Below are 23,622 nucleotides of genomic sequence, written 5' to 3'. Positions count from 1 at the left end.
ACTTCGGCATTTCTGGACCGGTCGATCACAGCTTGGGACCTCACAAGCGATTGCGCATCAGGGTAGTATCGTTATGTCGCGTCGCACATAATCTTTTGTTAGGTTTCTGAGGGCTGTAGGTTCCACTACCTCGACCTGATCGCCCCATTGGTAGAGGTGCCAAACCATCTCAATCCAACCTGACGCCATGAACTCGACTCGCAAGCTGCCATCAGGTTCATCGGTCACATGCTGCGTCGGATGGAATTCAAACTCCCGCGCAACCGCGGCGGCGCTGGGCGCAAACCTCCACACGACGCGCCCGTACTCGTCGTCCGAATGGTATGACCCGAAGGCCTGGACAGCAAAGGCGTCGAGGTCGAAGTCGGGATCCCTGGGGAAGGACTGTCCTGTGATCTTGGCGCTGCTGATCCGATCCATGCGGTACCGCCGGTAAACACGGCCATTCTCGATGTCCCTGGCGATCAGATACTGCCGAGTCCCCAGAAGAAGTCCATAGGGTTCAACCTTCCGCACGCGCGGCTCGGGATCTCGAGCGGCTTGATAGACAATGTCCATCGAGAATGGGGCCTTGATGCCCTCGGCGATGGCCCCAAGAATGTTGGGGGCAAGCTTTGCCTGCGGCCCGGGCCGACATGCCAAACCTTGCGCCTCGAGGATCGCGGCTGCATCAGTCTCCGTTTTTCGCGCATGAATGGACGGCATGCTGGCCAGCAGCCGATCGCGTAGAGAAACCAGCCCCCGCAGATCCATGACTGCGCCTTCGTGCTGCGCACGTTTGATGGCCATATCGAGGGCCGAAAGCTCGCTCGCGCGAACACCTTGCATGTGCATCAAGGTCGTATCGCTCAGCTTCCACCACCGCCGCCGATCGCGGTCGGTTGAGCAGATGTAGGACGGAAACGCCTCCTCGAACTCGCGCATCATGCGCTGGGCGGTCCGCTGATTGACACCGAAAGCGTCACTGACGTCGTTCAAGCATACGCCGCGGTATCGCGAGCCGGCCATCTCGGCCAGCCGGATCAGCTCCTGTGCTTTTCGGAAGGCCATAGTCGGCTCCACGTAGCGTCCTTACGCCCACGCTAGTGCAGGATCGCTTTGCAAGCGAGTCGGAATCGGCTCCGGGGAATGCTGACGGCCGCTTGCACTCCATAGAACCCGGTGCCGGTCGTTTGAGCGGGCGGCACATGCATCAGAACAGGAGCAAGCATGAAGCTGCCAAAACGCGAATTCTACACCGTCCATGAAGTTGCTGCGCGGTGGGGCTACACCATCGCCGATGTCGCCGGCTGGTCCGCTGCAGGTCATTTCGACATCCTGACTGGGATCCCACCCGCCATGTGTGGCGAGAAGGTCGTAGCCGGCGAGGTCATCATTTCTGCCTTCGACATTCTACCGATGTTTCGTCGCTGCGGAACCGGACCCCAGACCGCCTGGCTGCGCCGCGTCCGCACGAAAGGCGAAGCAGACTGGCAGCTAATCACCGATCCCGTCGCAGGCGTGGAGGTCTCGGTGGCAGACCTGCTGATCTCTGGTCAGCATGTTCACCGCTTCGAGGAAAAGAACGAACTATTTCGGCGCGTAAGCGGCGGCACGGGCTCGGTGTCGCCTTACGATTGGGAGGGTATGTTGCAGGCCCTTGCGCTGCGCATTCACGAGCGGGGTATCCCCGCGTCGCAGGGCGAGCTCGTCGCGGAAATGCAGGAATGGTTCGTGGAACATTCCGATGGCAACGACGTGCCAGATGAACGGTCAATCCGTCGCCGGATCACGCCCATCTGGCGGGAACTGACTAAGACGCCAGAAAAGCCCTGAGGGCAAAGGCCCCTCAGGCGCTCTTCCTATCAGCATCCTGATCATGGACCACCTTCAGCCGTGGGCGGACTGCACTGGCCACGGCATCGAGCCCGGCCCGCAGGGGGGCGTCGAGCAAATGGGCGTATCGCTGCGTCGTCTGCATCTGGGTGTGCCCCAAGAGCTTGCTGATCATCTCGAGCGACGCCCCACCGCTGACGAGGAGCGAGGCGAAGGTGTGGCGCAGGTCGTGGATCCGCGCATCCCCAATCTCTGCGGTCGCCTGCATGCGCCGCCAGAACCGCCGGATTTCCTTCACGGGCTGCCCCGGCACGTCGCCCGGAAAGAGCCAGGGATTGCCCTTTGGCACCAGCAACTGGCGCTGGCGCACAATCGCCGCGACCTCGTCCGAGATCGGTACGCGGTGGACCTTGCGCTGCTTGGTGGTAGCGGCCGGCTTGGCCCAGACGCCGAGTTCAAGGTTGAACTGCTCAAAGCGCGACTGGCGGACCTCGCCAACTCGAGCACCGGTCAAGAGGCACATCCGGATGATGCCCGCGGCACGCTGATCCTCGTCGGACTCCAGCGCCTTGGCCAGCCGATCGATCTCCTCCTTGGTCAGGAAGCGTTCGCGGGCATTCTCGATCCGACGATAGAAGCTGCTGGCCGGATTGTCGGCGCGCATCTCCCACTCGACCGCAAGGTTGAACATCTTCCGTAACGCCTCCCCCAATCGGTTTGCCCGCACGGGCGTGGGTCGCGCGGGTTGAAGCTTGCGAGCGCGATTGTTCGGCTTTTCTTTATGGGGCCGCGCCCTGCCCTCCGCGACCTTCGCGAGGAGCTTCTCGACATCGGCCTTGGTGATTTCTGTGACGAGCTTCTTGCCCCAGTGCGGCGCGACCAGTTTCATCATCATGGATTTCTGGTCGGACGCGTTCGTCGGTGCGAGCCGGACGCAGTGCTCCTTGAGATAGCGATCGATCAAGTCATTGACGCGTGCCGCCTCGCGGATCTGATCGCGTTCGCCAAGCGGGTCGCCACCAAGGTCGACCTCTCGGCGCAAGGCGCGTGCGCGGTCGCGCGCAGCTGTCACGGTCCATTCCGGCCAGCGCCCGAAAGTCATCCGGCGCTGGCGTCCAGCCACGCGATAGTCGAAGGTGAAGGCGCGCCCGCCACCCCGATATATGCAGACCGCAAAGCCGCGGATATCGTCATCGAAGATCTGGTAATCCCGTCCCTCGGCGGGGATGGCATCCCGGACCAGTTTCTCAGTCAGGCGTTCTCGTGTTGGCATCGACGCACCTCCTTTCCCCGTTCATGACGCGTAGATTCGCGGCTCTATCAAGGTAATCATGGCGCCCTGACCGGCAGGGTGGCAGTGACCGGCAGTGACACTGGAGGGCGTGCCACCCCTGTGCCGCGTCGCTGCCACCCACCTGCCGCTGCCTTGCGGGAGAATTATCGCACCGAGCGCGCGCAACCCGCTGGCGACAGTTGGCCAATGCGCGCTTCACCGCGCGATCTCGGATGCGTTGGGCATCAATTTCCCAAGAAAATCAGAGACCGGCGCGGAAACCGGCAAGCCACTGCCGGTCACTGCCACCCATTGCCACCCCTGAATGTCGCCGAAACTCCGCCAATGTTGGCGAATGAGGGGAAATTCCATCGATCAGGCTTGTATAGGGCGTGGAGGATGGTGGGCAGCCAGGTTTGCAAAACCTGCAAATCACGCTGCACCGCAGCGAGGATTTCGCTCCGATCAATAAAATAGGGGGTGGCACGGGGGGTGGCAGCAACCGCAATTTGACTGCCGGTCACTGCCACCCTGCCACCCCTGCCTCTGTGTTTCTGCTGGCTCACGACATTCGCCCACAGCGGGCGACAATCGGGAGAACGCAGATGACGCAACTTGAAACGAGTGCTGAGGCCCCGAAGACGAGGGGGAGCGACGGCGCGCTGTTGCAGGACTGGATCAGCCGCACCGACCTCGCCCAGGAACTTGGGGTATGTGAGGAAACCCTGCGGCGCTGGGCGGATGCCCGGCGCGGGCCGGCTTTCGTGAAGGCTGGACGGAAGATCCTCTATCGCAGGACAGCCGTCCTCGACTGGTTGGAAGCCCAAGAGGTACGTGAGCCGCGCCGCTCGCGCTCGGGTGGGCATCGATGAGCATCCCCCTGCCCTTCCGCAAGCCCAGCGCGCGCGACCGCGCCCGCCAGGAATGGATCGATGATCGACGGCGCGAGGCACGCATCGTCGTGGCCGATGTCGTGAACCATTCCGATCACCTGATCCGGCTGGCCTGCAATGTCTTGGTCCAGCATGGCGAAACGCCTGAGGAGCGCGAGGATGCCCGGATCCTGCTGGTCGTCCTTGATGCCAAGTCGCCTGGGCGCGTGGAACGTCACCGACCCGAGCGGGAGGACCACAAATGAAGCGGCGCGGCACACCCGAGGCAGACCTGCAGCGTGCCGTGGTCACGGCACTGCGTTTTGCGCTGCCCAAAGGCGCGATCATTCACCATTGCCCAAACGAGATCACCGAGGCTGGCCCGCGGGGCGCAAAGCGGCAGGCGATCCTCGTCGGCATGGGCGTCCATCCTGGCTTTGCCGATCTGATGTTGCTTTCCGCTGGGCGCGTCCTCTTCCTCGAATTGAAGTCCCTCAAGGGTCGGCTGAGCCCAGCGCAGGAGGCGTTTCGTGATGAGGTGACAGCGCAGGGCTTTGGCTGGGCGCTGGTACGATCACTGGACGATGCGCTGGGCGCATTGGCGGATCATGGCTTCACCACGCGCGTGACGCCTCCTGTCAGGAGGCCAGCGCCATGAGCCATGCCGCCACCAACTGGGCCATCCAGCAGCGCGGGCTGAAGCCCACGACCAAGATCGTGCTCTGGCACCTCTGCGATCGGTTCAATCCGGATTTCGGCTGCTTCCCCTCCCAAGAGCAATTGGCTGAGGACTGCGAAATCAGCCGATCGACCCTGAACGAGCATCTCGCCCTGCTCGAGACGGCGGGCCTGATCCGCCGCGTGCAGCGCCTCAATCCTGGCAACAAGCGGCAGATGCCCACCCGCTACATCTTGGCCTTTGAGCCGGGCTTTGCCCAAGATCGGCCAAACCCGTGTCCGGAAACCGGACATGGCCACAACGTGCAAGACGACCTGCCCTTCGCGATCCCCGAAAACGCTGCCGAAATTTTGGCATCGCATGTGGATAACCGGACCCCGTGTCCGAAAACCGGACGCGGAGCCGTGTCCGATTTTGACCACGAGCCGTGTCCGGAAAATGCCCCGAGCCGTGTCCGAAATCCGGACAGTAACCTTGTAAGAGAACCAGTAAGTAAACCAGTAAAGGAGGAGGAGGGAGCGCAGGCGCGTGACGGCCTCGATGAGGGGTTGTTCGGATCGCTGCTCACGGCGCTGGGGTTCGATCCTGACGGCCCCCTGCCCGGCTGGTGGCAGGGCTGGCCGCCGCGGGAGCATGTCCGGCGCTGGCGGGATGAGCTCAGGCTGAGCGAGGCTGAAATCCTCGAGGCGGCGGAAGCATCGCGGCAGGAACACCCCGAGCCCCCCGACGGTCCGAAGGCTTTGGACCGCGTCATGCAGCGCGCCGCCCAGCGCAAGACGGATGCGGCCTCGCGAATACGGCGCAAGCCGAAAGCGGCCACGGCGCAGGAACCCCGACCAATCACGGATCTGCCGGTCTTCTATGCCGAGATGGTGAACTCCGATCGCTACGTGCCAGTCAGCGCGATCTCGAATTCCATGCGCGACGCCATGCTTGCCCGCGGGCTGGTGACGGCGGAGCGCCTCCGTGAGCGGGGCATCCGATGAAACACGATCGGAATTTGCATTCCCGCACGGGGCATCTTGGGTCGGGGCGCCCAAAGCGGTCCATGTCGGTTCAACAGGCACTGGAATGGGCATTTCGCATTGAACATGCCCAGCTTGAGCTGCCCGAGCCGCCCGATCCCGAGCGCGAGCAAGGGTTTGGCTTTGGCCTCGAATACGTCTTGCTGCAGCGCGCCATCCTTGGCTGCAAGATCGACGGCGGCCAGTACAAGATCGGTAGCTACACCCATGAGGATGCAGAGGTCATTGCTGCAACAGTCGCTGGAATGCCAGACAGCCTCGGTGGCAAACGCATGGCTATCCGCGTGGCTGAGCTCGCGCGCGCTGGGCTGACGCCGGACTGGATGCCGGGGGCGGCGCCACGTTGCGTGCCGGTTGAGACGAAGCGGAACCAGCACGGGGAGCGGGCTACCACCATTGTCGTCGGGACAGAGCGCGTCTTGTCGCGTGGAAAGTGGCGAACGGTGGAGGTGCTGGCGTGCCAGGTGACGTTCTCACCCCATCCTCAGCAAATTGAAGCTGCACGGCGGGCATATGACGACTGGTGGCGGGCGCTGGACTGGGTACGGGACGGTTTGCGCAGTGGCGCAATGCTGCGAGATCTCGAAGTCATGCCGACGATGCCAAAAACACGGCCCTGGCGTTGATCACTTCGAAGCCTGTCATCTGGAACGAGACCATCGCGGACATTCTCGCCCGAGAGCGCGTCGCACTCGATGCGCTCGACCAAATCAGAGGAAATCGGTAGTAAATGTCGAAGCGGGGGAACAGGGTAGATCGCGAATGCAAAAAGGACACATTTTGGCGCTCTGCGTGGCAATCGCAGTGATCTTTGCAATCTGGACAGGCTTCCTACTTGCTGTCGTGACTGGATTGATGCCCGGCAGCATTCTGCCAGGAGAGCTGAACACCCTGGCGTCGGTCGGCGACACCTTCGGCATTTTGAACAGCTTGTTCACGGGAGTTGCCTTGGCAGCAATTGTGGTAGCGATCTTCATGCAGGCCCAACAGCTTCACGAGCAGGTCGAGACGAACAATCTCTACAAACAGGAAGTTGCTGCGACCCTAGAGAATCTCGAACGGGAAAATGCGTGGAAGAGCGTCGAGAGCAAGATGCACCTGATCCCACTGCTCAGCGAGACATACGAAAAAGAGCTAACGCGCCTGGTCGAGAAACACAGGGTCGGAGGCTTGGACCCTGCAAGCCTCAGCGCGCTCTACAAGTCTCGGGACGCGTTGACTAAGATCAGTGAGGCTATCGCCGGATATCGAGCCTACCAAGATCAACTGCGGGAAGGCGCACTCGAAAAAAAATCGGCGTTGGAAAAGGAAAACGATGAGTTCATCGAGCGCATGGAGGAACTCAAAGCCGCAAAAGAGGATGTCACTGCTCTCGAGGCAAGCTATGCGAACGCATGGCTTCGGCTGAAGAGCGACGGTGATTCAATCAATGCCCGGCTCGACCAGATAACCGAAAGCATCGAAGCCGTTACCAGCATGCGGGCAATACTGACCGATCTGCAGAGGCTCAACGATGAGTATGAGCGCGCCTTCCAAAAGGCCTATGAGATGACGTCGTAAACTGCGACCTGCGCTTACAACCACTACCGCTGTTTGGCCTCACTGGCTCAGAACAAATGGCAGCCGTGTTTCGAAGCGCAGCTCCAGCAACGCGGGCGTGATAGTGACGAGCGCAGGCACGAACAGCCCGATTTTCCGACCCACCGAGTTGTCACCGAAGCCGCTATCGCTGCCTGTTCCTTTGCGGATCAGCGTGGGCGTTGCCGCTTCAAGAAGTGAACGCCATTCGGTGTTACGGTCGAGCATCCACCAGCTTGGCGACTTCTGGTCCTTGGAAGTTTCAGGCGTCACGCGCACCACCACTCCCACTCGCGACCAGGCGAAATCCCCGTTTTCGAAATCCCTGATGACGGGCAGACGAGTGTGGCCCACGAGCTTGGCATCACGGTCAGTGGCAGCCATGGCGATCCATGACCCACGGACCTGCTGAAAACTGATGAGCTGAGGCGGCATGATGTCTGTTTGACTGCTTTAGATCTTGGAATGCTAATGCGGTCGTCCAGCAAAATCGACCACCAAGTCCTAGAGTTCCGCGTCTAACCCCGCCCAAAACAGCAGCGGTAGACATCTGAGCGGTCACAGCATGACTCAGGGCCATGAGTGGTAGAGCAACGAACGATCGCGGTCAGGCATGAAATACGTCAAGATGATCGGCAGCCGGCACATCACTTGAACCCACTTCCTCTTGATCCCACCGGGCGGGCGAACGCTTACTTCATGTGTTCTTCGGCTCGCCCCCCCGGCATGGTTCCTCCCAGAGCCCCTTCGTATACGGGGGGGCGCAGCGCGGCGGTTCGCTTGCGTGAGGCATTTTCACCGGGGAAGCCAGGCGGAAGCCACCTTGCGCGCTGATGCCGGAATTCCTGAGTCAGATCAGCGGCTTGCGGAATCACGATCTGGCCGGGGTGGATTCCCGGCGGGAAGCCAGGGAAGCCACCTCTGGGGAAGCCGGGTGGCGGGAAGCCACCCCGGAAAGCCAATTCATCAGAAGCTGTTGAAACCGCTTCACTTTTCGGGTTGACAGACCTGCCCCCATTGACCTACCCCTTGATCATCGAAGAATTGCGCCCGGAGGAACCCCCTTTCGGGCGCTTTTCGTTTCCCCTCCCCCACATCCCGAGCCCCATCCCATGGACCTCGTCTTCGCGCCGAGCCAGGTAGAGTCCTGGCCGATTGCCCGGCTGCGCCCCTATGCCCGCAATGCCAAGATGCATGGCGACGATCAGGTGGCGAAGATCGCCGCCAGCATGGCCAAGTTCGGCTGGACCGTGCCTTGCATGGTGGCCGACGACGGCGAACTGATCGCGGGCCATGGCCGGGTGCTGGCTGCGACCATGCTCGGCCTGACGGAAGTGCCGGTGATCCGGCTCAGCCATCTCGACGAGGCGGAACGCCGGGCCTACCGCATCGCCGACAACAAGCTGACGGAGCTGGGCGAATGGGACGAGGCCCTGCTGCGCGACGAGATCGCGGGGCTGTTGGCCGAGGATTTCGACCTGACCCTGCTCGGCATCAGCGATGATGACCTCGAAGCACTGCTGCGGGATCCGGAGGCGCTGGGCGGCGATGGTCCGGTCGAGGGCGAGGACGACGTTCCGGAATTGACGGTCACACCGGTGTCCGTGCTGGGCGACGTTTGGCAGCTGGGCGCGCATCGGCTGATCTGCGGCGACAGCACCGCGGCCGATGTCGTGGGGCGGCTGCTCGGTGATGTGCGCCCCCTGCTGATGGTCACCGACCCGCCCTATGGCGTCGAATACGATCCCTCCTGGCGCAATGCCGCCGGGGCCGCGAAGACGAAACGCACCGGCAAGGTGCTGAACGACGACCGTGCCGACTGGCGCGAGGCATGGGCGCTATTCCCCGGCGACGTTGCCTATGTCTGGCACGGTGCCCTGCATGCGGCGACCGTTGCCGATAGCCTGGCGGCCGCGGGCTTCGCCATCCGGTCGCAGATCATCTGGGCGAAGGACCGCCTGGTTCTCAGCCGCGGCGACTACCACTGGCAGCACGAACCCTGCTGGTATGCGGTGCGCGCCAAGGGCAAGGGGCACTGGGCCGGGGACCGCAAGCAGACCACGCTGTGGCAGATCGCCAACCGGGATCAGGACGCCGACACCGTGCACGGCACCCAGAAGCCGGTCGAATGCATGCGACGGCCGATCCTGAACAATTCCAGCCCAGGTCAGGCGGTCTATGAACCATTCATGGGATCCGGCACCACCCTGATCGCGGCGGAAACCACGGGCCGGATCTGCCTCGGAGTCGAGTTGAACCCGGCCTATGTCGATGTCGCCATCGAGCGCTGGCAGTCCTTCACCGGCCAGGAGGCGGTGCTGACGGAAACCGGCGAGAGTTTCGCCGCGCTGAAGGCGAAGCGGCTCGCAGCATGACCGCGCCCCTCCTGCCCGGCCGGATCGAACATTGGCCGCTGTCCCGCCTCCGTCCCTATGCCCGCAACGCCAAGACCCACGATGCCGATCAAGTGGCAAAGATTGCCGCCAGCATGGCCGAATTCGGCTGGACCGTCCCTTGCCTCGTCGCAGGCGACGGCGAGCTGATCGCAGGCCATGGCCGGGTCCTGGCCGCGGCCAAGCTAGGGCTGGCCGAGGCGCCGGTGATCGTGCTCGGCCATCTGACCGAGGCACAGCGGCGCGCCTATCGCATCGCCGACAACAAACTGACCGAACTGGGCGGGTGGGACGAGTCGCTCCTCCTCGAGGAACTGCGTGGGCTGCTGGCCGAGGATTTCGACCTCGGGCTGATCGGCATCCCCGAGGACGAACTGGACGCGCTGCTGCACGATACCGACGACCGTACGTCCATCGACGATGACACCGCCGACACCATCCCTGACGCTCCGGCTGACCCGATCACCCGCCCCGGCGATATCTGGGCGCTGGGCGATCACCGGCTGATATGCGGCGATGCGACCGACCCGGGTGTGGTGGCGCGGCTGATGGATGGCGCGCAGGCCTCGCTTCTGTTCACCTCACCGCCCTACGCGCAGCAGCGCGACTATGGCGCGGCTAAGGAAAAGGTCGGCGATTGGGATGCACTGATGCAGGGCATACTTGCCGCAGCGCCGGTCACTGCCGATGCCCAGCTGCTGGTGAACCTCGGCCTCGTCCACCGCGACGGTGAATGGCTCCCCTATTGGGAGCGCTGGGTTGACTGGATGCGCGCGCAGGGCTGGCGGCGCTTCGGCTGGTACATCTGGGACCAGGGGCCCGGCCTGCCCGGTGACTGGAACGGCCGCCTGGCGCCGTCGCACGAGTTCATCTTCCACTTCAACCGCCACCCGCGAAAGCCGAACAAGACGGTCGAAAGCAAGCACGCGGGCGAAACGCTGGGCGGTGGTGGCCTGCGCGGGGCGGACGGCACGGTTCATCGCAAGACCGGCACCGGCAACGCGATCCAGAGCCACCGCATCCCGGACAGCGTCTTCCGTATCATGCGCCACAAGGGCGGGCTGGGCGCCGCCGGATCGCACCCGGCCGTGTTCCCCGTGGCGCTGGTCGAGGCCGTGCTGGAGGCCTTCTCCGATCCCGGCGACCTGGTTTTCGAACCTTTCTGCGGCTCCGGAACCCAATTGATCGCCGCGGAACGCACCGGGCGGCGCTGCTGCGCGGTGGAACTGGACCCGGTCTATTGTGACGTCGCGGTGCGGCGGTGGGAGATGGCGACGGGGCGGAAGGCCGAGATTGTGGTCAGCTGAACTAGTGGCGCATGAGCCGCACGCTTTCCCTATCCCTGTTGTTGAGCAACTCATCGGTATCAAGATCAACGGAAAAGTGCTTGCGTTCGTTGATCTTACGAATCCCATGCGCCAAGATGCCGGTTGATCTCATCAGGGCGAGCTATGGGCAAGAAGAAGAAAGACCGGATGACGCGATGATTGGCAATTTTGGCGACCGAAACCCAGAGCGGATGGACTTTCCGGCTGAGAAAATTACACCGGAAAACTGGACAAAACATCGCGCGGCACAGGAAGTATTCGCGGAACAGGCGATCAAGCATGTGGGCGCCAAGCTTGAGACTCACAGAGTGCTGGTTCTGGTTGATCTTCAGGGCATGTACCTCGGGCTCCATAAATGGCTCCGCAGCCAGGAATTCCCTATCGAAGGTGGGCTTGTTCTCAGCCGCTTTGCTACTTTTCAAATTCTTGATGTATTCGACCGCATTAAGCAGCGCATCCTTCAGTCCACAGACGGACCATTCAAGGACTTCGAAAGCGTCTTGCAGAGCATCGGGCAAGCGGAGCCCGGCGGGTCAATACCACTGCAACCAAAATCGACCTATGTGAAGTTCATCCCACAGTTCGAGATCTTTTACGCCCCCGCACCGCTCGATCAAATTGAGTGGCAACTGCGTAAGGAGGCGAAGGCGGGCAGCACATTGGCGATGCAGCAGTTGAAGAAAGCTGAGACGGGCGTCTTAGCGAATCATCTTTTTGAACGCGATTACTCTGCGTACGACGACTTTGTAGAGAAATTGAAGGCGAATCCGGAGTATTCCAAGTCAGAGCAAGGCTTCTTCAATTACTATGTTGGGCCAAAAGGATTGATGTTCTTTGACGAGAAGGAGGTCGACACTCGAATAGTCATTCGAGCCATGGACGCACTCTATAACTACGAGGCGGATTCAGTTTGCGTAGTTTCTTCGGATCAAGATTTCATGCCGCTACATGATCGCGCTCGCGATTTTGGCATTCGGACCTTCCATGCAGATCTAGCAAAGTTCCTGACTACAGACAGAATAGCTAAAAAGTTCAAGGAGCTTGGAGATAACTTCCTGCGAGGTTGCTTCGACCCGTCTTGGCCCATGAAGATTGTGATCGAGGCCTGCTCGGGTTCACTTAACGGAATCACGACACAAGCGATTTTTACACTTTCTGAAACCGAGTTCTCAGCTTTGTGCGGCCTTCACAACAGTCTGAATGACTTTCATCTCGTTCCAAATATCCAAGCTGATGGGCGGGCCTCTTTTTCGCTCTATCGACCTTTGAAATAATCAAGAAATCCAATCGCGTTCGATCCATTCGAAACTCCAACCGCAGTCAGGGGAGCCGATACACGGTCCCCCTGCCCTCGACCTTCTCGGCGGTAATCGGCAGGCCGAGTTTCTTCTTCAGCGCCCCGGAAATGGCCCCTCTCGCGGTGTGAGCTTGCCAAGACGTCGCTGCGACGATCTCGGCGATGGATGCCCCCTCGGGACGCTGGAGCATGGCGATGATCTGGGCCTGCTTGGTGCCTGCGCGGATGGCGACGGGTTTCGCGGTGGCGGTGTCGTCAGGCGATTCCGCGGGTGCCGCCTTTGCCTTCGCCTTCCGCGCACTGGTGACGGCGCTGGCCGCCAGCGGCTCGATCCCGACGGCCTCCAGCCCGGCCTCTGTCGCGATCAGCGTGGTGCCGTGGCCGTCGCCGGTCTCGCGCCACATCGGCTCATTGCGGCGCAGGTTCGCCTCGACCTCTTCGAGCCAGCCGCGGGCGATCATCTTGCCGACGACCATCTTGGCGGCGGCGCCGACCAGCCCTTCGGGCAGCGGCAGGGCGAGGTTGCCGGGCCGGTTCGCGGCGCGGGACAGGATCAGGGATTGAGTGTCGGACGGGGTGGTCATCGGGGCCTCCGGGCGCTGTGGCGCGCGGTGTGCGCGCCGTCTACGGAGGCAAGCCCCGTCGTCGGACGGGGCGGCCGTTGCGCCGGGTGGGCGCGTCAGTCGGCGTGTTCGCCTTCCTTGAAAGCGCTGTCGGTGATCTGGCGTAGCAGGCCCGCGTAGTGCTTCAGGGTGCCGACATTGCCCCAGTTGATCTCGTCGGGGTGGGTCTCGAAATGGTCATCGCTCAGGGCCTTCAGGCGCTCCAGCATGATGTCGATCTCGGCCTTGGCAGCGATGAAGGCGTCGAGGGCTTTGTCGTTCGGCCGGGCGGTGCGGCGGGTCATGGCGGGGCATCCTTTGGTGAGTTGCATCGTTTCCTTACGATCAGACTCGCTCTGTCGCGCCCTCCAATCAACTGAATACCAAGCGATATCATTGGCTTGATTGGATTATTTGCGCTATGAAAGGTATGAGCGAACGCGAGTATGCGGCGCATTCCGGCCTGTCCCGCGGCGGGGTGCAGAAGGCGCGCAAGAACGGGCGGTTGGTGGTCCATGACGACGGATCGATCAACGCCGCGGCCTCGGATGTGCGGCGGGCCGAGATGACGGACCCCGACCAGCAGCGCCGATCTTTGGGCGGTGACGGATTGTCCAGCAGCCCTGGCGAGACGACTTCCTACATCAAGGCCCGAACGGCGCTCACGGTCTATGCGGCGCAAGAACGCCAGCTGGCCGTCCAGAAAAAGAAGGGCACGATGGTCGACCGCGCGCGGGCGGAAACGCTGGTATTTCGCCTGGCGCGCGAGGCGCGGGATGTCTGGGTGACCTGGCCCGGACGGGTGGCCGCACTGATGGCGGCGCAGATCATGGCGGAGGTGGAACGGCAACCCGGGGCATCGGTGACGATCGAGACCGCGATCATGCAGAGGGTGCTGGAAGCCCATGTCCGCGAACAGCTCGACGCCCTCGCCGACCTCCGGGTCTCGCTTGCATGATGAGGATGATGAAAACGATCTGACGCCAATCGACCTGACCGCAGGTCTCGACCTCGGCTTCGACGGCGCCGAGGACCTGCTGAGGGTCTGGCGGCAGGGGATGCGGCCCGATCCGAACCTGACGGTCTCGGAATGGGCGGATCAGCATCGCTGGCTGTCCTCGCGCGGCGCGGCCGAGCCGGGGCGCTATCGCACGGCCCGTGCGCCGTACCTGCGCGAGATCATGGATGCGCTATCGCCCGGCCATCCGGCGCAGCGCATCACCTTCATGAAAGCCGCGCAGGTGGGGGCGACAGAGGCCGGGAACAACTGGATAGGCTTTGTCATCCACCACGCGCCGGGGCCGATGCTGGCGGTGCTGCCGAGCCTGGAACTGGCGAAGCGCACCTCGCGGGGCCGTCTTGATCCGCTGATCGCGGATAGTCCGGCTCTGCGCGAACGGGTCAACCCCGCCCGATCCCGCGATGCGGGCAACTCGATGCTGTCGAAGGAATTCCCAGGCGGCATCCTGGTGCTGACCGGCGCTAATTCGGCCACCGGCCTACGGTCGATGCCCGCGCGCTATGTGTTCCTTGACGAGGTCGACGCCTATCCGGCCTCGGCCGACGAGGAAGGCGATCCGGTCACGCTGGCCGAGGCGCGGACCACGACCTTCTCGCACCGGCGCAAGGTGTTCATGGTCTCGACGCCCACGATCCGGGGGCTGTCGCGGATCGAGCGCGAGTTCGAGGCATCGGACCAGAGGCGCTACTTCGTCCCATGCCCGCATTGCGGGGCGATGCAATGGCTTCAGTTCGACCGACTGCGCTGGGCGAAGGGAAAGCCGGAAACCGCCGCCTATCACTGCGAAGGCTGCGAACGTACCATCGCCGAGCATCACAAGACCGAGATGCTAGCCCGCGGCGAATGGCGACCGACAGCGGTTTCCAGGGATCCGAAGGCCATCGGCTTCCACCTCTCGGCGCTCTATTCGCCGCTCGGGTGGAAAAGCTGGTCCGACGTGGCGCGGGAATGGCTGGCGGCCCAGGGGTCGGACGAGACGTTGCGCGCCGCGCGCAACACGCTCTTGGGCGAGACATGGGTCGAAAGCGGCGATGCGCCGGATTGGCAGCGGCTGGCAGATAGGCGGGAATCCTGGAAGCCCGGCACCGTGCCAATGGCCGGGCTGTTCCTGACGGCCGGGGCCGACGTCCAGAAGGACCGGATCGAGGTCGACATCTGGGCCTGGGGCCGGGGCATGGAAAGCTGGCTTGTCGATCACATCGTCATTCCCGGCGGGCCTGACGATCCGGCCGCCTGGGACAAGTTGACGGAGCTGCTCGGCCGGTCGTGGCAACATGCCAACGGCGCCTTCATGACCGTGGCACGGCTTGGCATCGACACCGGCTATGAGGCGGCGGCCGTCTATGCCTGGTCGCGCAAGGTCGGCTTCGAACAGGTGGCGCCGCTGAAGGGCCTCGAAGGGTTCAACCGTTCGGCACCCGTGTCTGGCCCGACCTATGTCGATGCCACGATCGGCGGGAAACGCCTGCGCCGCGGCGCGCGGCTCTGGTCGGTGGCGACAGCGACCTTCAAGACGGAGACCTACCGGTTCCTGCGGATCGAACGGCCGAGTGACGAGGATCGCGCGCTGGGCGTTCTCGATGCGCCAGGAACCGTGCACATCCCAAGCTGGGCCGACACCGAATGGCTGAAACAGCTGGTGGCCGAGCAGCTGGTCACGATCCGCAACAAGCGCGGCTATGCCCATCAGGAATGGCAGAAGATGCGCGAGCGGAACGAGGCGCTGGACTGCCGGGTCTATGCCCGTGCCGCGGCGTGGATCCTTGGTGCCGACCGGTGGGACGACGCCACCTGGCGGCGGCTCGAGGCGCAGGCGGGCGTGGAAACGCGCATGCCCACGGCCACCGCAACCGACATCGCCAAACAAGACCCGGCCCAACCCAAGGCCGGAACCCTGACCACGCCACGCCGGAGACGGCGGGCCTACACCCCGAACTTCATGAGGGACTGATGGACCTGGAACGCATGCAGGCCCTGCTGACCGCGCTGCAGGAAGCCCGCTTCGCAGGGCTGCGCAGCCTCAGCTATGACGGCAAGACGGTGACCTATGGCTCGGATGCCGAACTGGCCGCGGCCATTCGCGATCTGGAAGCCCGCATTGCCACCACCAGCGGCACGTCTGCCCGCCGCCGTCGCTGGGGCACCGTGGCCACCAAGGGTCTGTGACCATGGTGCTCGACGCCTTCCGCGCGCGCCTCGGCTCGATCATCGGCGGGTTTGACGCGGCGCAGTCGCACCGCCGCATGCGCGGGTTCCGGGCCACCCGGGCGCATGTGAACACGCTGATCGCCGCCTCGGGCGAGACCATCACCGCCCGGGCGCGCTGGCTCGTGCGCAACAACGGCTATGCGGCGAACGCCGTCGACGCCTTTGCCAACCATGTCGTTGGCGACGGGATCAAGCCCTCGTCGAAAATCGCCGATCCCGGCAAGAAAGAGGAGCTGCAGAAGCTATGGCTTGCCTGGACCGACGAGGCGGACGCAGAGGGGCTGACCGACTTTTTCGGCCTCCAGCGCAGGGCAGCCCGCGAGGTGTTTCTGGCGGGTGAGGTCTTCCTGCGCATCCGCACCCGGCGTCCCGAGGATGGGCTGACCGTGCCAATGCAGCTGCAGATGCTGCCCTCGGAAATGCTGCCCCAGGACATGACCCGCGTTCTGCCGGGTTCCGGATCAATCCGCCAAGGCATCGAGTTCGACGGGATCGGGCGGCGCGTGGCGTATCACTTCCTGCGCCGCCATCCGGGCGACATGACTGATCCGGGGCTGGTGGGTGAAACCGTGCGCGTGCCCGCGTCCGAGGTCATCCACATCCTCGACCCGGTCGAAGCGGGCCAGTTGCGCGGGGTGTCGCGTTTTGCCGCGGCCGTGGTGAAGCTCTTCACCCTCGATCTCTACGACGATGCGGAATTGGAGCGGAAGAAGACCGCGGCGATGTTCGCGATGTTCATAACCTCCCCCGCGCCGGAAACCGCCCTCGATCCGGCCGAGGACGATCTCGAAGTAGAGCCGGGCCAGGTGGTGCGGCTCGATCCCGGCGAGGATGTGACCACGCCATCGACGCCGGATTCCGGATCGACATATGAACCGTTTCAGTACCGCACGCTGTTGCAGATCGGCGCGGCGCTGGGCGTGCCCTATGGCTACCTGACGGGCGACACGGCCAAGGGCAACTTCTCGAACACTCGCATTGCCCTCGTCGACTTCCGACGTCGCATCTCGGCCATCCAGCATTCGGTCATGGTCTATCAGCTCTGCCGCGCTGTCTGGACACGCTGGATGGACATCGCGGTTTTTGCGGGTGCCATCGACCTGCCGGGATATGCCACCGACCGGCGCCAATACCTCGCCTGTGACTGGCTTCCAACGAAATGGGACTGGATCGACCCGGCCAAGGATGCTGCGGCGGAAATCCTGCAGATCGAAGCAGGCCTGAAATCCCGCACGCAGGCCATCGCCGAACGCGGCTACGACGCTGAACAGGTCGACCGGGAAATCGCGGCCGAACGCAAGCGCGAGGCGGAACTGGGTCTCGACTTCCGGCGGCCCGGATCGCCCGCACAGGCGGCGGGTGGCGGCGCTGCGCCGGGTGATGCCGAGGGCCAGCGGCAGGAACAGCAGGACAGCGACGATCAGGATGACGACGGCGAGAACCGGGCACCCCGGCCCGCGGAGGAAGGATGATGCACCACACCCAGATCGCCCAGCGCGTCTTCAACACGCCCCTGATGGTCGATCCCGCCAAGGCGCTGACTTTCCTGACCGGTCTTGGCCCCCGGATCACCGGCAGGGAAATCAGCGTCGAGGGGCTGGAGATCATGGCCGATGATCAGTATGCAGCCACCCTGCCCGCTCGGGGCTCGCTGTTCGGCGACGACCTGACCAACCGCCAGACGCGAAACGGCGGCCAACCTTTTGCCGTCGTGGACGGGATCGCGGTCATCAAGATCGCGGGCACGCTGGTGCATCGCGGGGCCTGGATCGGGCAATCCTCCGGCCTGACCTCCTACGAGGGGATCGCCGCCCAGCTGCAGGCGGCGCTGGCCGATCCTGCCATCCGCGGCATTGCGCTCGATATCGACAGCTTCGGTGGCGAGGTCGCGGGGGCCTTTGACCTCGCGGATCGTATCCGGGCCGCTCGGACGCAGAAGCCAGTCCGTGCCTTCGTCGCGGATCACGCGCTGTCCGCAGCCTATGCGCTGGCCTCCCAGGCCGACCGGATCATCCTGCCGCGCACCGGGGCTGTCGGCAGCATCGGTGTCGTGGCCATGCACAGCGACATGAGCGGGGCGCTGGACCAGAAGGGCATCGCCGTCACGCTGATCCATGCAGGCGCCCGCAAGGTCGATGCGAACCCCTATCAGCCGCTTCCCAAGGCCGTCCGCGACCGGATCGCAGGCGAGTTGGAAGACCTGCGCCAGCTCTTCGCCGAAACCGTCGCCGAAGGTCGTGGCCGACGCCTCGACACGCTTCAGGCACTGGGCACCGAGGCCGCCGTCTTCCGCGGTGAGGCGGCCATCTTCGCCGGACTCGCCGACGAGGTGGCCGATCCCGTCACCGCTTTCCGCGCTTTCGCCGCCGCACCCCGCGGCACATCCACCCCCAGAGGAAAGGGCCCGATGATGACCACTGCCCCCGACGATCATGCGCAGCCTCCGGCCGCGCCCGTCGCCAGCACCCCGCCGGAACCGGCCGCGCCCACGGCAATCGCACCGGCGCAGACGGCGGCGGCCGCAATGTCGCCGGAAGCCATCCGCGCCGAGGCGGCCGAGGTCGCGCAGGTATGCGCGCAGGCCGCGCGCCTCGGCATCCAGATCGATGCCGCCGATGCGGTCGCCAAGAGCGTGAAGCCGGAAGCGCTGCGCGCCAAGGTGCTGGCCGATCTCGCCGCGCGCAGTGACGCCGCAGGCATCATCGCGACCGCCCCGGCGGCGGGCGCGAAGGAAAGCCCCATCGTCGCGGCCGCGAAAAAGTCGGCCGCCGCCTCGCGCTGATCCCGGCGCAGACCACTGCCGCGCCCGGCGCACCCCATCCCGAACATCCTGGAGACTGAACGATGCCCGTCCTGACGGAACCGCCCAGCATGGGCGATGTCCTCAAATATGAGGTCAACCCGAACTATACCCGCGAGGTGGTAACGCTGCTCGCGGGTATGCCTTATCCCGTCGGCGCTGTCCTCGGCCGCATCACCGCCAGCGGCAAGTACAAGCTCGCGACCAGCGGCGGCACCGACGGCGCGCAGACCGCCTCGGCTGTCCTCCTCTATGCCGTCGATGCGACATTGGCCGATGCCGTGGGCATCGTCGTCGCCCGCGGCCCCGCAATCGTCTCGCGTTCTGGGCTTGCCTACGACGCCACCGTCGATGACGCCGCCAAGATCACCACCAAGATCGGCCAGCTGGCCGCCTCAGGCATCATCGCCCGCGACGGCGTCTGATCCCCCTCATCCCTCGGAGCACCCCATGACCCTCGTCCGCAATCCCTTCGACGCTGGCGGCTATTCGCTGGCCGAGATGACGCAGGCCATCAACATCCTGCCCAACCTCTACACCCGCCTCGCCCAGATCGGCCTCTTCCGCTTCGAAGGTGTCAGCCAGCGCTCTGTCATCATTGAGCAATACGAAGGCGTCCTCAGCCTCCTGCCCTCCGTACCCCTCGGCGGCCCTGCCACCGTCGGCACCCGCGAGGGTCGGTCCATGCGCAGCTTTGCACTGCCGTGGATCCCGCATGACGACGTGGTCCTGCCTGCCGACATCCAAGGACAGCCCGCGCTGGGCGGCGCGTTCGATGCGGCCGATCCCCTCGTCGAAGTGATGAACCGCAAGCTCCTGCTGATGCGGCGCAAGCATGCCCAGACCCGCGAATACATGGAGATGAACGCGCTCCGCGGCATCGTGAAGGACGGGGCCGGGACGACCCTCTACAACTACTTCACGGAATTCGGCCTGGCGCAGATCTCGGTCGACTTCGTCCTCGGAACCGCAGGCACGAACGTGCAGGGCAAGGTCCGCGAGGTGCTGCGCGCCATCGAGGACAATCTGCTGGGCGAGGCGATGACCAGCGTCCATGCGCTGGTCAGCCGGGAGTTCTTCGACAAGCTGATCGCCCATCCGAAGACGGAAGAGGCGTACAAGTTCTACGCCTCGACCGGCGCCCAGCCCCTGCGCGAGGATGTCCGCCGCAACTTCCCCTTCGGCGGGATCCTGTTCGAAGAATACTCGGGCACCGTCACCCTCTCGACCAAAGCGACAGAACGGCTGGTCCCGGCGAACGAAGGGATCGCCTTCCCGCTCGGGACGATGGACACCTTCACCACCTATGGCGGCCCAGCGAACCTGCTGGAGACTGCCAACACCATCGGCCTGCCGCTCTATGCCCGCCAGCACCTCGACGAAAAAGGCCGCTGGATCGACGTCATGACCGAGGCCTCAATCCTGCCGGTCAACAAGCGGCCCCGGCTGGCCGTCCGGATCCACAGCTCGAACTGACGGACAGCCCCATGTCCGTCTTCGCTGCCGCCATGGACCGCATTTTCACCCATGCGTCCATGGCGGCCCCGGCCCTCTGGATCTCGGCCACCACCTCCGAGGAACGCCCGATCCGCATCATCCGCCGTGCGCCCGACCGCGTCACCGACTTTGGCGTGGGCCGCTTCGTCAGTGACACGACGGTGGTGGATGTGCGTGTGGCCGACCTACCTGCCCCGCGCACTGGCGACGTCATCGTCATCGGCGCGGACAGCCATGTGATCCAGGGAGAACCGCTGCGCGACCGCGATCGGCTGATCTGGACGCTGGACCTTAGGCCAGCATGAAACTGAAGCTCACCATCGATCCTGACATCGTTGCGATGATGCAGGCGGAAATCGCCGCAGGTGAAAAGGCCGTCACCACCGCCATGCGCGAGGCGGGCGCGGGCCTCAAATCCGCTTGGCGCGGCCAGATCACCGGCGCAGGGTTGGGCACCCGGCTCGGCAATTCGATCCGTCTCGCTACCTATCCCAGAGGCGGCGAGAGCCTGAACGCCGCAGCGCTGATCTGGTCGAACGTCCCGGTGATCGTCGGGGCCCACGACACCGGGCCGCTGATCCGCTCGCGCAACGGGTTCTGGCTGGCCATCCCGACCCCCGCCGCTGGCAAATCCACCCGCGGTGGTCGCATCACCCCCGGTGAATGGGAACGTCGCACAGGATTACGGCTGCGGTTCATCTATCGCCGCCGGGGACCGAGCTTGCTGGTGGCCGAGGGACGGTTGAACAGCAAGGGTCGCGCCGTGGCTTCACGCGCGAAGACTGGCCGCGGGCTGACCACCGCGCCGATCTTCCTCCTCGTGCCTCAGGTCAAGCTGCGCAAGCGGCTCGATCTGGCGCGAGATGCCGAGCGGGCTATCGACGGAGTGCCGGGACGGATCGTGGCGGGGTGGAGCGATTGAATCAACGTCAATTATTGCCGTCACTGAATAAGCTGGACGCCATGCTTGCCCAAGAGCTCATCTAGGCAGTCTTGTGTACTTCGATGTTCAAAGACAACGCAAATTGTTACTGATCCACGGTCGAGCAATGTCAGTGCTGTATCCAAGCCCGTTACATAATAAGCAGATAGCATCCCCACAATTGTGGCAGAAATTCCCCCCTTGAATGATTCTGCGAAAGACCAAACTGCCAAAAGAAGAGACAATAAGAGCAAAACAATGGCCCAGTTATCTTGGCTAGACAGATAAGAAATCACCGCAGCCGCAATTGACAGAAGCAGAGATACCGCTGGCCGAACAAACGGCATCATTGAAAGCCAACCAAGCTTTTCGGAAATCCAATCCCACACATCCTTCTCCAGAATCTGTATCGCTCATTTCGCCTCATATCAGAGCATATCCATGCCCACCACCCGCGAAACCGTCCTTGCTGCGCTGCACGCGCGGCTGCAGGCTCTCGCCGCCCTCACTCTGCGTGACGAGGTTCTACCCGAGCGGATCCCCGCAGCGGGGCTGATCATCCAGCGCGACGGACAGCCGGGCGAGCCGGAGGTGACGCTGTCGCCCCTGCGCTACCACTACCTGCACCGGGCCGAGCTGGAGGTTGTCGCCCAGGCGGGTAATGGCCGGTCCACCGCCTTCGATGACCTAGTCGCCGCCATCGGCGCGGCGCTGGAAGCTGACCGGACACTGGGCGGCCTCTGCGACTGGGTTGAACCCGAAGCCCCGTCATCCGTCGATCTGCCCGTCGAGGGTGCGGCCAGCTTGAAGGCGGCGCTGATCACCGTCGTCCTGCACTACACCACCACCAGCCCCCTGGCCTGACCCCACACACATCAAAGGAGACCCCCATGGCACGTGCGCAAGGCGCGCGGGCGCAGATGGCGCTTGCGTTCGAGACCACCTATGGAACCCCACCCGCGGGCGGCTTCACGAAGATGCCGTTCGCCAGCACCACGCTGGGGTCGGAACAACCGCTCCTGAACAGTGAGCTTCTGGGCTACGGCCGCGACCCATCGGCTCCGATCAAGGATGCTGTGACAGCCGACGGCAATGTCGTCGTGCCGATCGATGCCGCGGCCTTTGGCTTCTGGCTGAAGGCCGCCTTCGGGGCGCCGGTGACCACCGGCGCTGCACCGGGGCCCCTCACGCATGAATTCCGCTCTGGCGCCTGGTCCCTGCCGTCGATGTCCATCGAGACCGGCATGCCAGAGGTGCCGCGCTTTGCCATGTATTCCGGCTGCATCCTCGACAGCCTGAGCTGGCAAATGCAGCGATCGGGGCTCCTGACCGCGACGGCCAGCCTTGTCGCCCAAGGGGAAGCCATCACCAGTGCTTCTGCCGCGGGCGCGCTGGCCGACCTCGACCTCCAGCGCTTCGGCCATTTCAACGGGGCGATCACGCGCAACGACCAGCCGCTGGGCAATATCATCTCGGCCGAGGTCACCTATGCGAACAACCTCGATCGGGTGGAGACGATCCGCTCGGACGGAAGGATCGACGGGGCGGACCCGTCCATCGCCGCACTCACCGGCAAGATCGAGGTACGCTTTGCCGACCAGGTCTTGGTGAACCAGGCCATCGCGGGCGATCCATGCGCGCTGACCTTCGCCTACAGCCTGCCCTCCGGTGAGAGCTTCACCTTCACTGCACATGCCGTCTACCTCCCGCGACCGCGGATCGAGATCCCGGGGCCACAGGGCATCCAGGCCACCTTCGACTGGCAGGCCGCGCGCGACGCCACATTGGGCCGGATGTGCACCGCCACGCTCGTCAACGACATCGAGGAATACTGATCATGCTGCGCCTGAACCTCGCTCGTGAAGCTGTCTGGCTCGACCTTGCGCTGGGCGTGCGCGTGAAGGTCGAACCCCTGACCACCGCGATCATGGTCGCCGCCCGCACCGATCCAGCCGTACGCGCCATCGCCCCCGGCATGCCGGATGACAGCATCGCGGTCATCTTTGCCAAGGCCATCGCTGCGCGCGCCATCGTCGATTGGGACGGTGTGGGCGACGCCGATGGCGACCCGATCCCGGTCAGCCCCGAGGCCATCGACGCGCTCCTCGATCTCTGGCCGATCTTCGAAAAGTTCCAGACGGCCTACGTCGCCAAGGGTCTGGAGCTCGAGGCGGAAAAAAACGCTTCGGCGCCCTCGCTGACTGGGTCTTCGGTGGGGGCGAAGGATACTGCCAGGCCTGCGAAGGGCGCTGCCCGGACTGCCCGCAAATCCTGAACGCACCCCTGACCCACGAGGGCTGGCAGGTCTGGGA

General features: G+C 64.0%; 29 protein-coding genes. 22 read left to right on the top strand and 7 right to left on the bottom strand.

The window, feature by feature from the left end; genetic code table 11:
* Window positions 1-57 precede the first annotated feature (57 nt).
* On the bottom strand, window positions 58-1,050 hold the full coding sequence (locus GU927_RS19480; RefSeq protein ID WP_161764076.1) for a helix-turn-helix transcriptional regulator: 993 nt from the start codon (window positions 1,048-1,050) through the stop codon (window positions 58-60).
* A gap of 159 nt (window positions 1,051-1,209) precedes the next feature.
* On the opposite strand from GU927_RS19480, the gene GU927_RS19475 reads away from it, so the two are divergent.
* Complete coding sequence (locus GU927_RS19475; protein WP_161764075.1) at window positions 1,210-1,815, top strand: hypothetical protein; 606 nt, start codon at window positions 1,210-1,212, stop codon at window positions 1,813-1,815.
* 13 nt (window positions 1,816-1,828) lie between these two features.
* Here the strand turns inward: GU927_RS19475 and GU927_RS19470 are convergent, their stop codons facing one another.
* On the bottom strand, window positions 1,829-3,088 hold the full coding sequence (locus GU927_RS19470; RefSeq protein WP_161764074.1) for a tyrosine-type recombinase/integrase: 1,260 nt from the start codon (window positions 3,086-3,088) through the stop codon (window positions 1,829-1,831).
* Between the two features lie 299 nt (window positions 3,089-3,387).
* The gene (locus tag GU927_RS19465; protein ID WP_161764073.1) at window positions 3,388-3,618 is read right to left on the bottom strand and encodes a hypothetical protein; all 231 of its coding nucleotides are present in this window, start codon (window positions 3,616-3,618) and stop codon (window positions 3,388-3,390) included.
* Between the two features lie 75 nt (window positions 3,619-3,693).
* Between GU927_RS19465 and GU927_RS19460 the strand changes: the two genes are divergently transcribed.
* From GU927_RS19460 to GU927_RS19435, 6 genes are all read left to right on the top strand, one after another.
* Window positions 3,694-3,960 carry a helix-turn-helix domain-containing protein gene (locus GU927_RS19460; RefSeq protein ID WP_161764072.1) on the top strand — a complete coding sequence of 89 codons (267 nt, stop codon included), beginning with the start codon at window positions 3,694-3,696 and terminating at the stop codon, window positions 3,958-3,960.
* Window positions 3,957-4,226, top strand: coding sequence for a hypothetical protein (locus GU927_RS19455; protein WP_161764071.1), 270 nt, complete (start codon window positions 3,957-3,959; stop codon window positions 4,224-4,226). Before GU927_RS19460 ends, GU927_RS19455 begins: the two co-directional genes overlap by 4 nt.
* Window positions 4,223-4,618, top strand: coding sequence for a VRR-NUC domain-containing protein (locus GU927_RS19450; protein ID WP_161764070.1), 396 nt, complete (start codon window positions 4,223-4,225; stop codon window positions 4,616-4,618). The genes GU927_RS19455 and GU927_RS19450 overlap by 4 nt, the downstream gene beginning before the upstream one ends.
* A complete protein-coding gene (locus tag GU927_RS19445) occupies window positions 4,615-5,625 on the top strand; it encodes a helix-turn-helix domain-containing protein (protein WP_161764069.1) in 1,011 nt (336 codons plus the stop codon). The genes GU927_RS19450 and GU927_RS19445 overlap by 4 nt, the downstream gene beginning before the upstream one ends.
* 62 nt (window positions 5,626-5,687) lie before the next feature.
* Window positions 5,688-6,290 carry a hypothetical protein gene (locus tag GU927_RS19440; RefSeq protein WP_232489280.1) on the top strand — a complete coding sequence of 201 codons (603 nt, stop codon included), beginning with the start codon at window positions 5,688-5,690 and terminating at the stop codon, window positions 6,288-6,290.
* Between the two features lie 136 nt (window positions 6,291-6,426).
* Window positions 6,427-7,224 (top strand): hypothetical protein, encoded by a 798-nt coding sequence (locus GU927_RS19435; protein WP_161764067.1) that lies wholly within the window; start codon window positions 6,427-6,429, stop codon window positions 7,222-7,224.
* Between the two features lie 39 nt (window positions 7,225-7,263).
* Here GU927_RS19435 and GU927_RS19430 read toward each other — a convergent pair whose 3' ends face one another.
* Entirely contained in the window at window positions 7,264-7,626 is a 363-nt protein-coding gene (locus tag GU927_RS19430; RefSeq protein WP_161764066.1) for a hypothetical protein, read from the bottom strand.
* A 728-nt stretch (window positions 7,627-8,354) separates the two neighbouring features.
* On the opposite strand from GU927_RS19430, the gene GU927_RS19425 reads away from it, so the two are divergent.
* The 3 genes from GU927_RS19425 (at window position 8,355) to GU927_RS19415 (ending at window position 12,237) form a co-directional block, all read left to right on the top strand.
* Window positions 8,355-9,617: a site-specific DNA-methyltransferase gene (locus GU927_RS19425; RefSeq protein ID WP_161764065.1), complete on the top strand. Its 1,263-nt coding sequence runs from the start codon at window positions 8,355-8,357 to the stop codon at window positions 9,615-9,617.
* A complete protein-coding gene (locus GU927_RS19420) occupies window positions 9,614-10,942 on the top strand; it encodes a site-specific DNA-methyltransferase (RefSeq protein WP_161764064.1) in 1,329 nt (442 codons plus the stop codon). The genes GU927_RS19425 and GU927_RS19420 overlap by 4 nt, the downstream gene beginning before the upstream one ends.
* A gap of 116 nt (window positions 10,943-11,058) precedes the next feature.
* A complete protein-coding gene (locus GU927_RS19415) occupies window positions 11,059-12,237 on the top strand; it encodes an NYN domain-containing protein (RefSeq protein ID WP_217765732.1) in 1,179 nt (392 codons plus the stop codon).
* Window positions 12,238-12,283: 46 nt separating this feature from the next.
* On the opposite strand, the gene GU927_RS19410 is transcribed toward GU927_RS19415, so the two are convergent.
* On the bottom strand, window positions 12,284-12,844 hold the full coding sequence (locus tag GU927_RS19410; protein ID WP_161764062.1) for a DUF3489 domain-containing protein: 561 nt from the start codon (window positions 12,842-12,844) through the stop codon (window positions 12,284-12,286).
* Window positions 12,845-12,939: 95 nt separating this feature from the next.
* Complete coding sequence (locus GU927_RS19405) at window positions 12,940-13,167, bottom strand: hypothetical protein (RefSeq protein ID WP_161764061.1); 228 nt, start codon at window positions 13,165-13,167, stop codon at window positions 12,940-12,942.
* Between the two features lie 116 nt (window positions 13,168-13,283).
* Here GU927_RS19405 and GU927_RS19400 point away from each other — a divergent pair, with 116 nt between their 5' ends.
* The 9 genes from GU927_RS19400 to GU927_RS19360 all read left to right on the top strand — a co-directional run bounded on the left by GU927_RS19400 (window position 13,284) and on the right by GU927_RS19360 (window position 21,310).
* Window positions 13,284-13,820, top strand: coding sequence for a hypothetical protein (locus GU927_RS19400; protein ID WP_161764060.1), 537 nt, complete (start codon window positions 13,284-13,286; stop codon window positions 13,818-13,820).
* Window positions 13,768-15,834, top strand: a complete 2,067-nt coding sequence (locus GU927_RS19395; protein WP_161764059.1) for a phage terminase large subunit family protein — start codon at window positions 13,768-13,770, stop codon at window positions 15,832-15,834. The genes GU927_RS19400 and GU927_RS19395 overlap by 53 nt, the downstream gene beginning before the upstream one ends.
* The gene (locus tag GU927_RS19390) at window positions 15,834-16,049 is read left to right on the top strand and encodes a phage head-tail joining protein (RefSeq protein WP_161764058.1); all 216 of its coding nucleotides are present in this window, start codon (window positions 15,834-15,836) and stop codon (window positions 16,047-16,049) included. Before GU927_RS19395 ends, GU927_RS19390 begins: the two co-directional genes overlap by 1 nt.
* 2 nt (window positions 16,050-16,051) lie before the next feature.
* Window positions 16,052-17,563: a phage portal protein gene (locus tag GU927_RS19385; protein ID WP_161764057.1), complete on the top strand. Its 1,512-nt coding sequence runs from the start codon at window positions 16,052-16,054 to the stop codon at window positions 17,561-17,563.
* The gene (locus GU927_RS19380; RefSeq protein ID WP_161764108.1) at window positions 17,563-18,873 is read left to right on the top strand and encodes a S49 family peptidase; all 1,311 of its coding nucleotides are present in this window, start codon (window positions 17,563-17,565) and stop codon (window positions 18,871-18,873) included. Before GU927_RS19385 ends, GU927_RS19380 begins: the two co-directional genes overlap by 1 nt.
* A gap of 62 nt (window positions 18,874-18,935) precedes the next feature.
* Window positions 18,936-19,316, top strand: a complete 381-nt coding sequence (locus tag GU927_RS19375) for a head decoration protein (RefSeq protein ID WP_161764056.1) — start codon at window positions 18,936-18,938, stop codon at window positions 19,314-19,316.
* Window positions 19,317-19,341: 25 nt separating this feature from the next.
* Complete coding sequence (locus GU927_RS19370; protein WP_108644479.1) at window positions 19,342-20,367, top strand: major capsid protein; 1,026 nt, start codon at window positions 19,342-19,344, stop codon at window positions 20,365-20,367.
* A gap of 11 nt (window positions 20,368-20,378) precedes the next feature.
* Window positions 20,379-20,693 carry a head-tail joining protein gene (locus GU927_RS19365; RefSeq protein WP_161764055.1) on the top strand — a complete coding sequence of 105 codons (315 nt, stop codon included), beginning with the start codon at window positions 20,379-20,381 and terminating at the stop codon, window positions 20,691-20,693.
* Window positions 20,690-21,310 (top strand): DUF6441 family protein, encoded by a 621-nt coding sequence (locus tag GU927_RS19360; protein ID WP_161764054.1) that lies wholly within the window; start codon window positions 20,690-20,692, stop codon window positions 21,308-21,310. The genes GU927_RS19365 and GU927_RS19360 overlap by 4 nt, the downstream gene beginning before the upstream one ends.
* A 20-nt stretch (window positions 21,311-21,330) precedes the next feature.
* Here the strand turns inward: GU927_RS19360 and GU927_RS19355 are convergent, their stop codons facing one another.
* Window positions 21,331-21,699 (bottom strand): hypothetical protein, encoded by a 369-nt coding sequence (locus tag GU927_RS19355; protein ID WP_161764053.1) that lies wholly within the window; start codon window positions 21,697-21,699, stop codon window positions 21,331-21,333.
* A 52-nt stretch (window positions 21,700-21,751) separates the two neighbouring features.
* Between GU927_RS19355 and GU927_RS19350 the strand changes: the two genes are divergently transcribed.
* Genes GU927_RS19350 through GU927_RS19340 form a run of 3 tightly spaced genes read left to right on the top strand, consistent with a single transcriptional unit; the run spans window position 21,752 to window position 23,585 of the window.
* Window positions 21,752-22,174 carry an acyl-CoA transferase gene (locus tag GU927_RS19350; protein ID WP_161764052.1) on the top strand — a complete coding sequence of 141 codons (423 nt, stop codon included), beginning with the start codon at window positions 21,752-21,754 and terminating at the stop codon, window positions 22,172-22,174.
* A 26-nt stretch (window positions 22,175-22,200) separates the two neighbouring features.
* On the top strand, window positions 22,201-23,145 hold the full coding sequence (locus GU927_RS19345; protein ID WP_161764051.1) for a phage tail tube protein: 945 nt from the start codon (window positions 22,201-22,203) through the stop codon (window positions 23,143-23,145).
* A 2-nt stretch (window positions 23,146-23,147) separates the two neighbouring features.
* Window positions 23,148-23,585: a hypothetical protein gene (locus GU927_RS19340; RefSeq protein WP_161764050.1), complete on the top strand. Its 438-nt coding sequence runs from the start codon at window positions 23,148-23,150 to the stop codon at window positions 23,583-23,585.
* Window positions 23,586-23,622 lie beyond the last annotated feature (37 nt).

It is taken from the genome of Paragemmobacter amnigenus (assembly GCF_009908265.2).
Classification (GTDB): domain Bacteria; phylum Pseudomonadota; class Alphaproteobacteria; order Rhodobacterales; family Rhodobacteraceae; genus Paragemmobacter; species Paragemmobacter amnigenus.
Note: the sequence above shows the minus strand (reverse complement) of the source record. Positions and strands in the feature narration are given on the sequence as shown.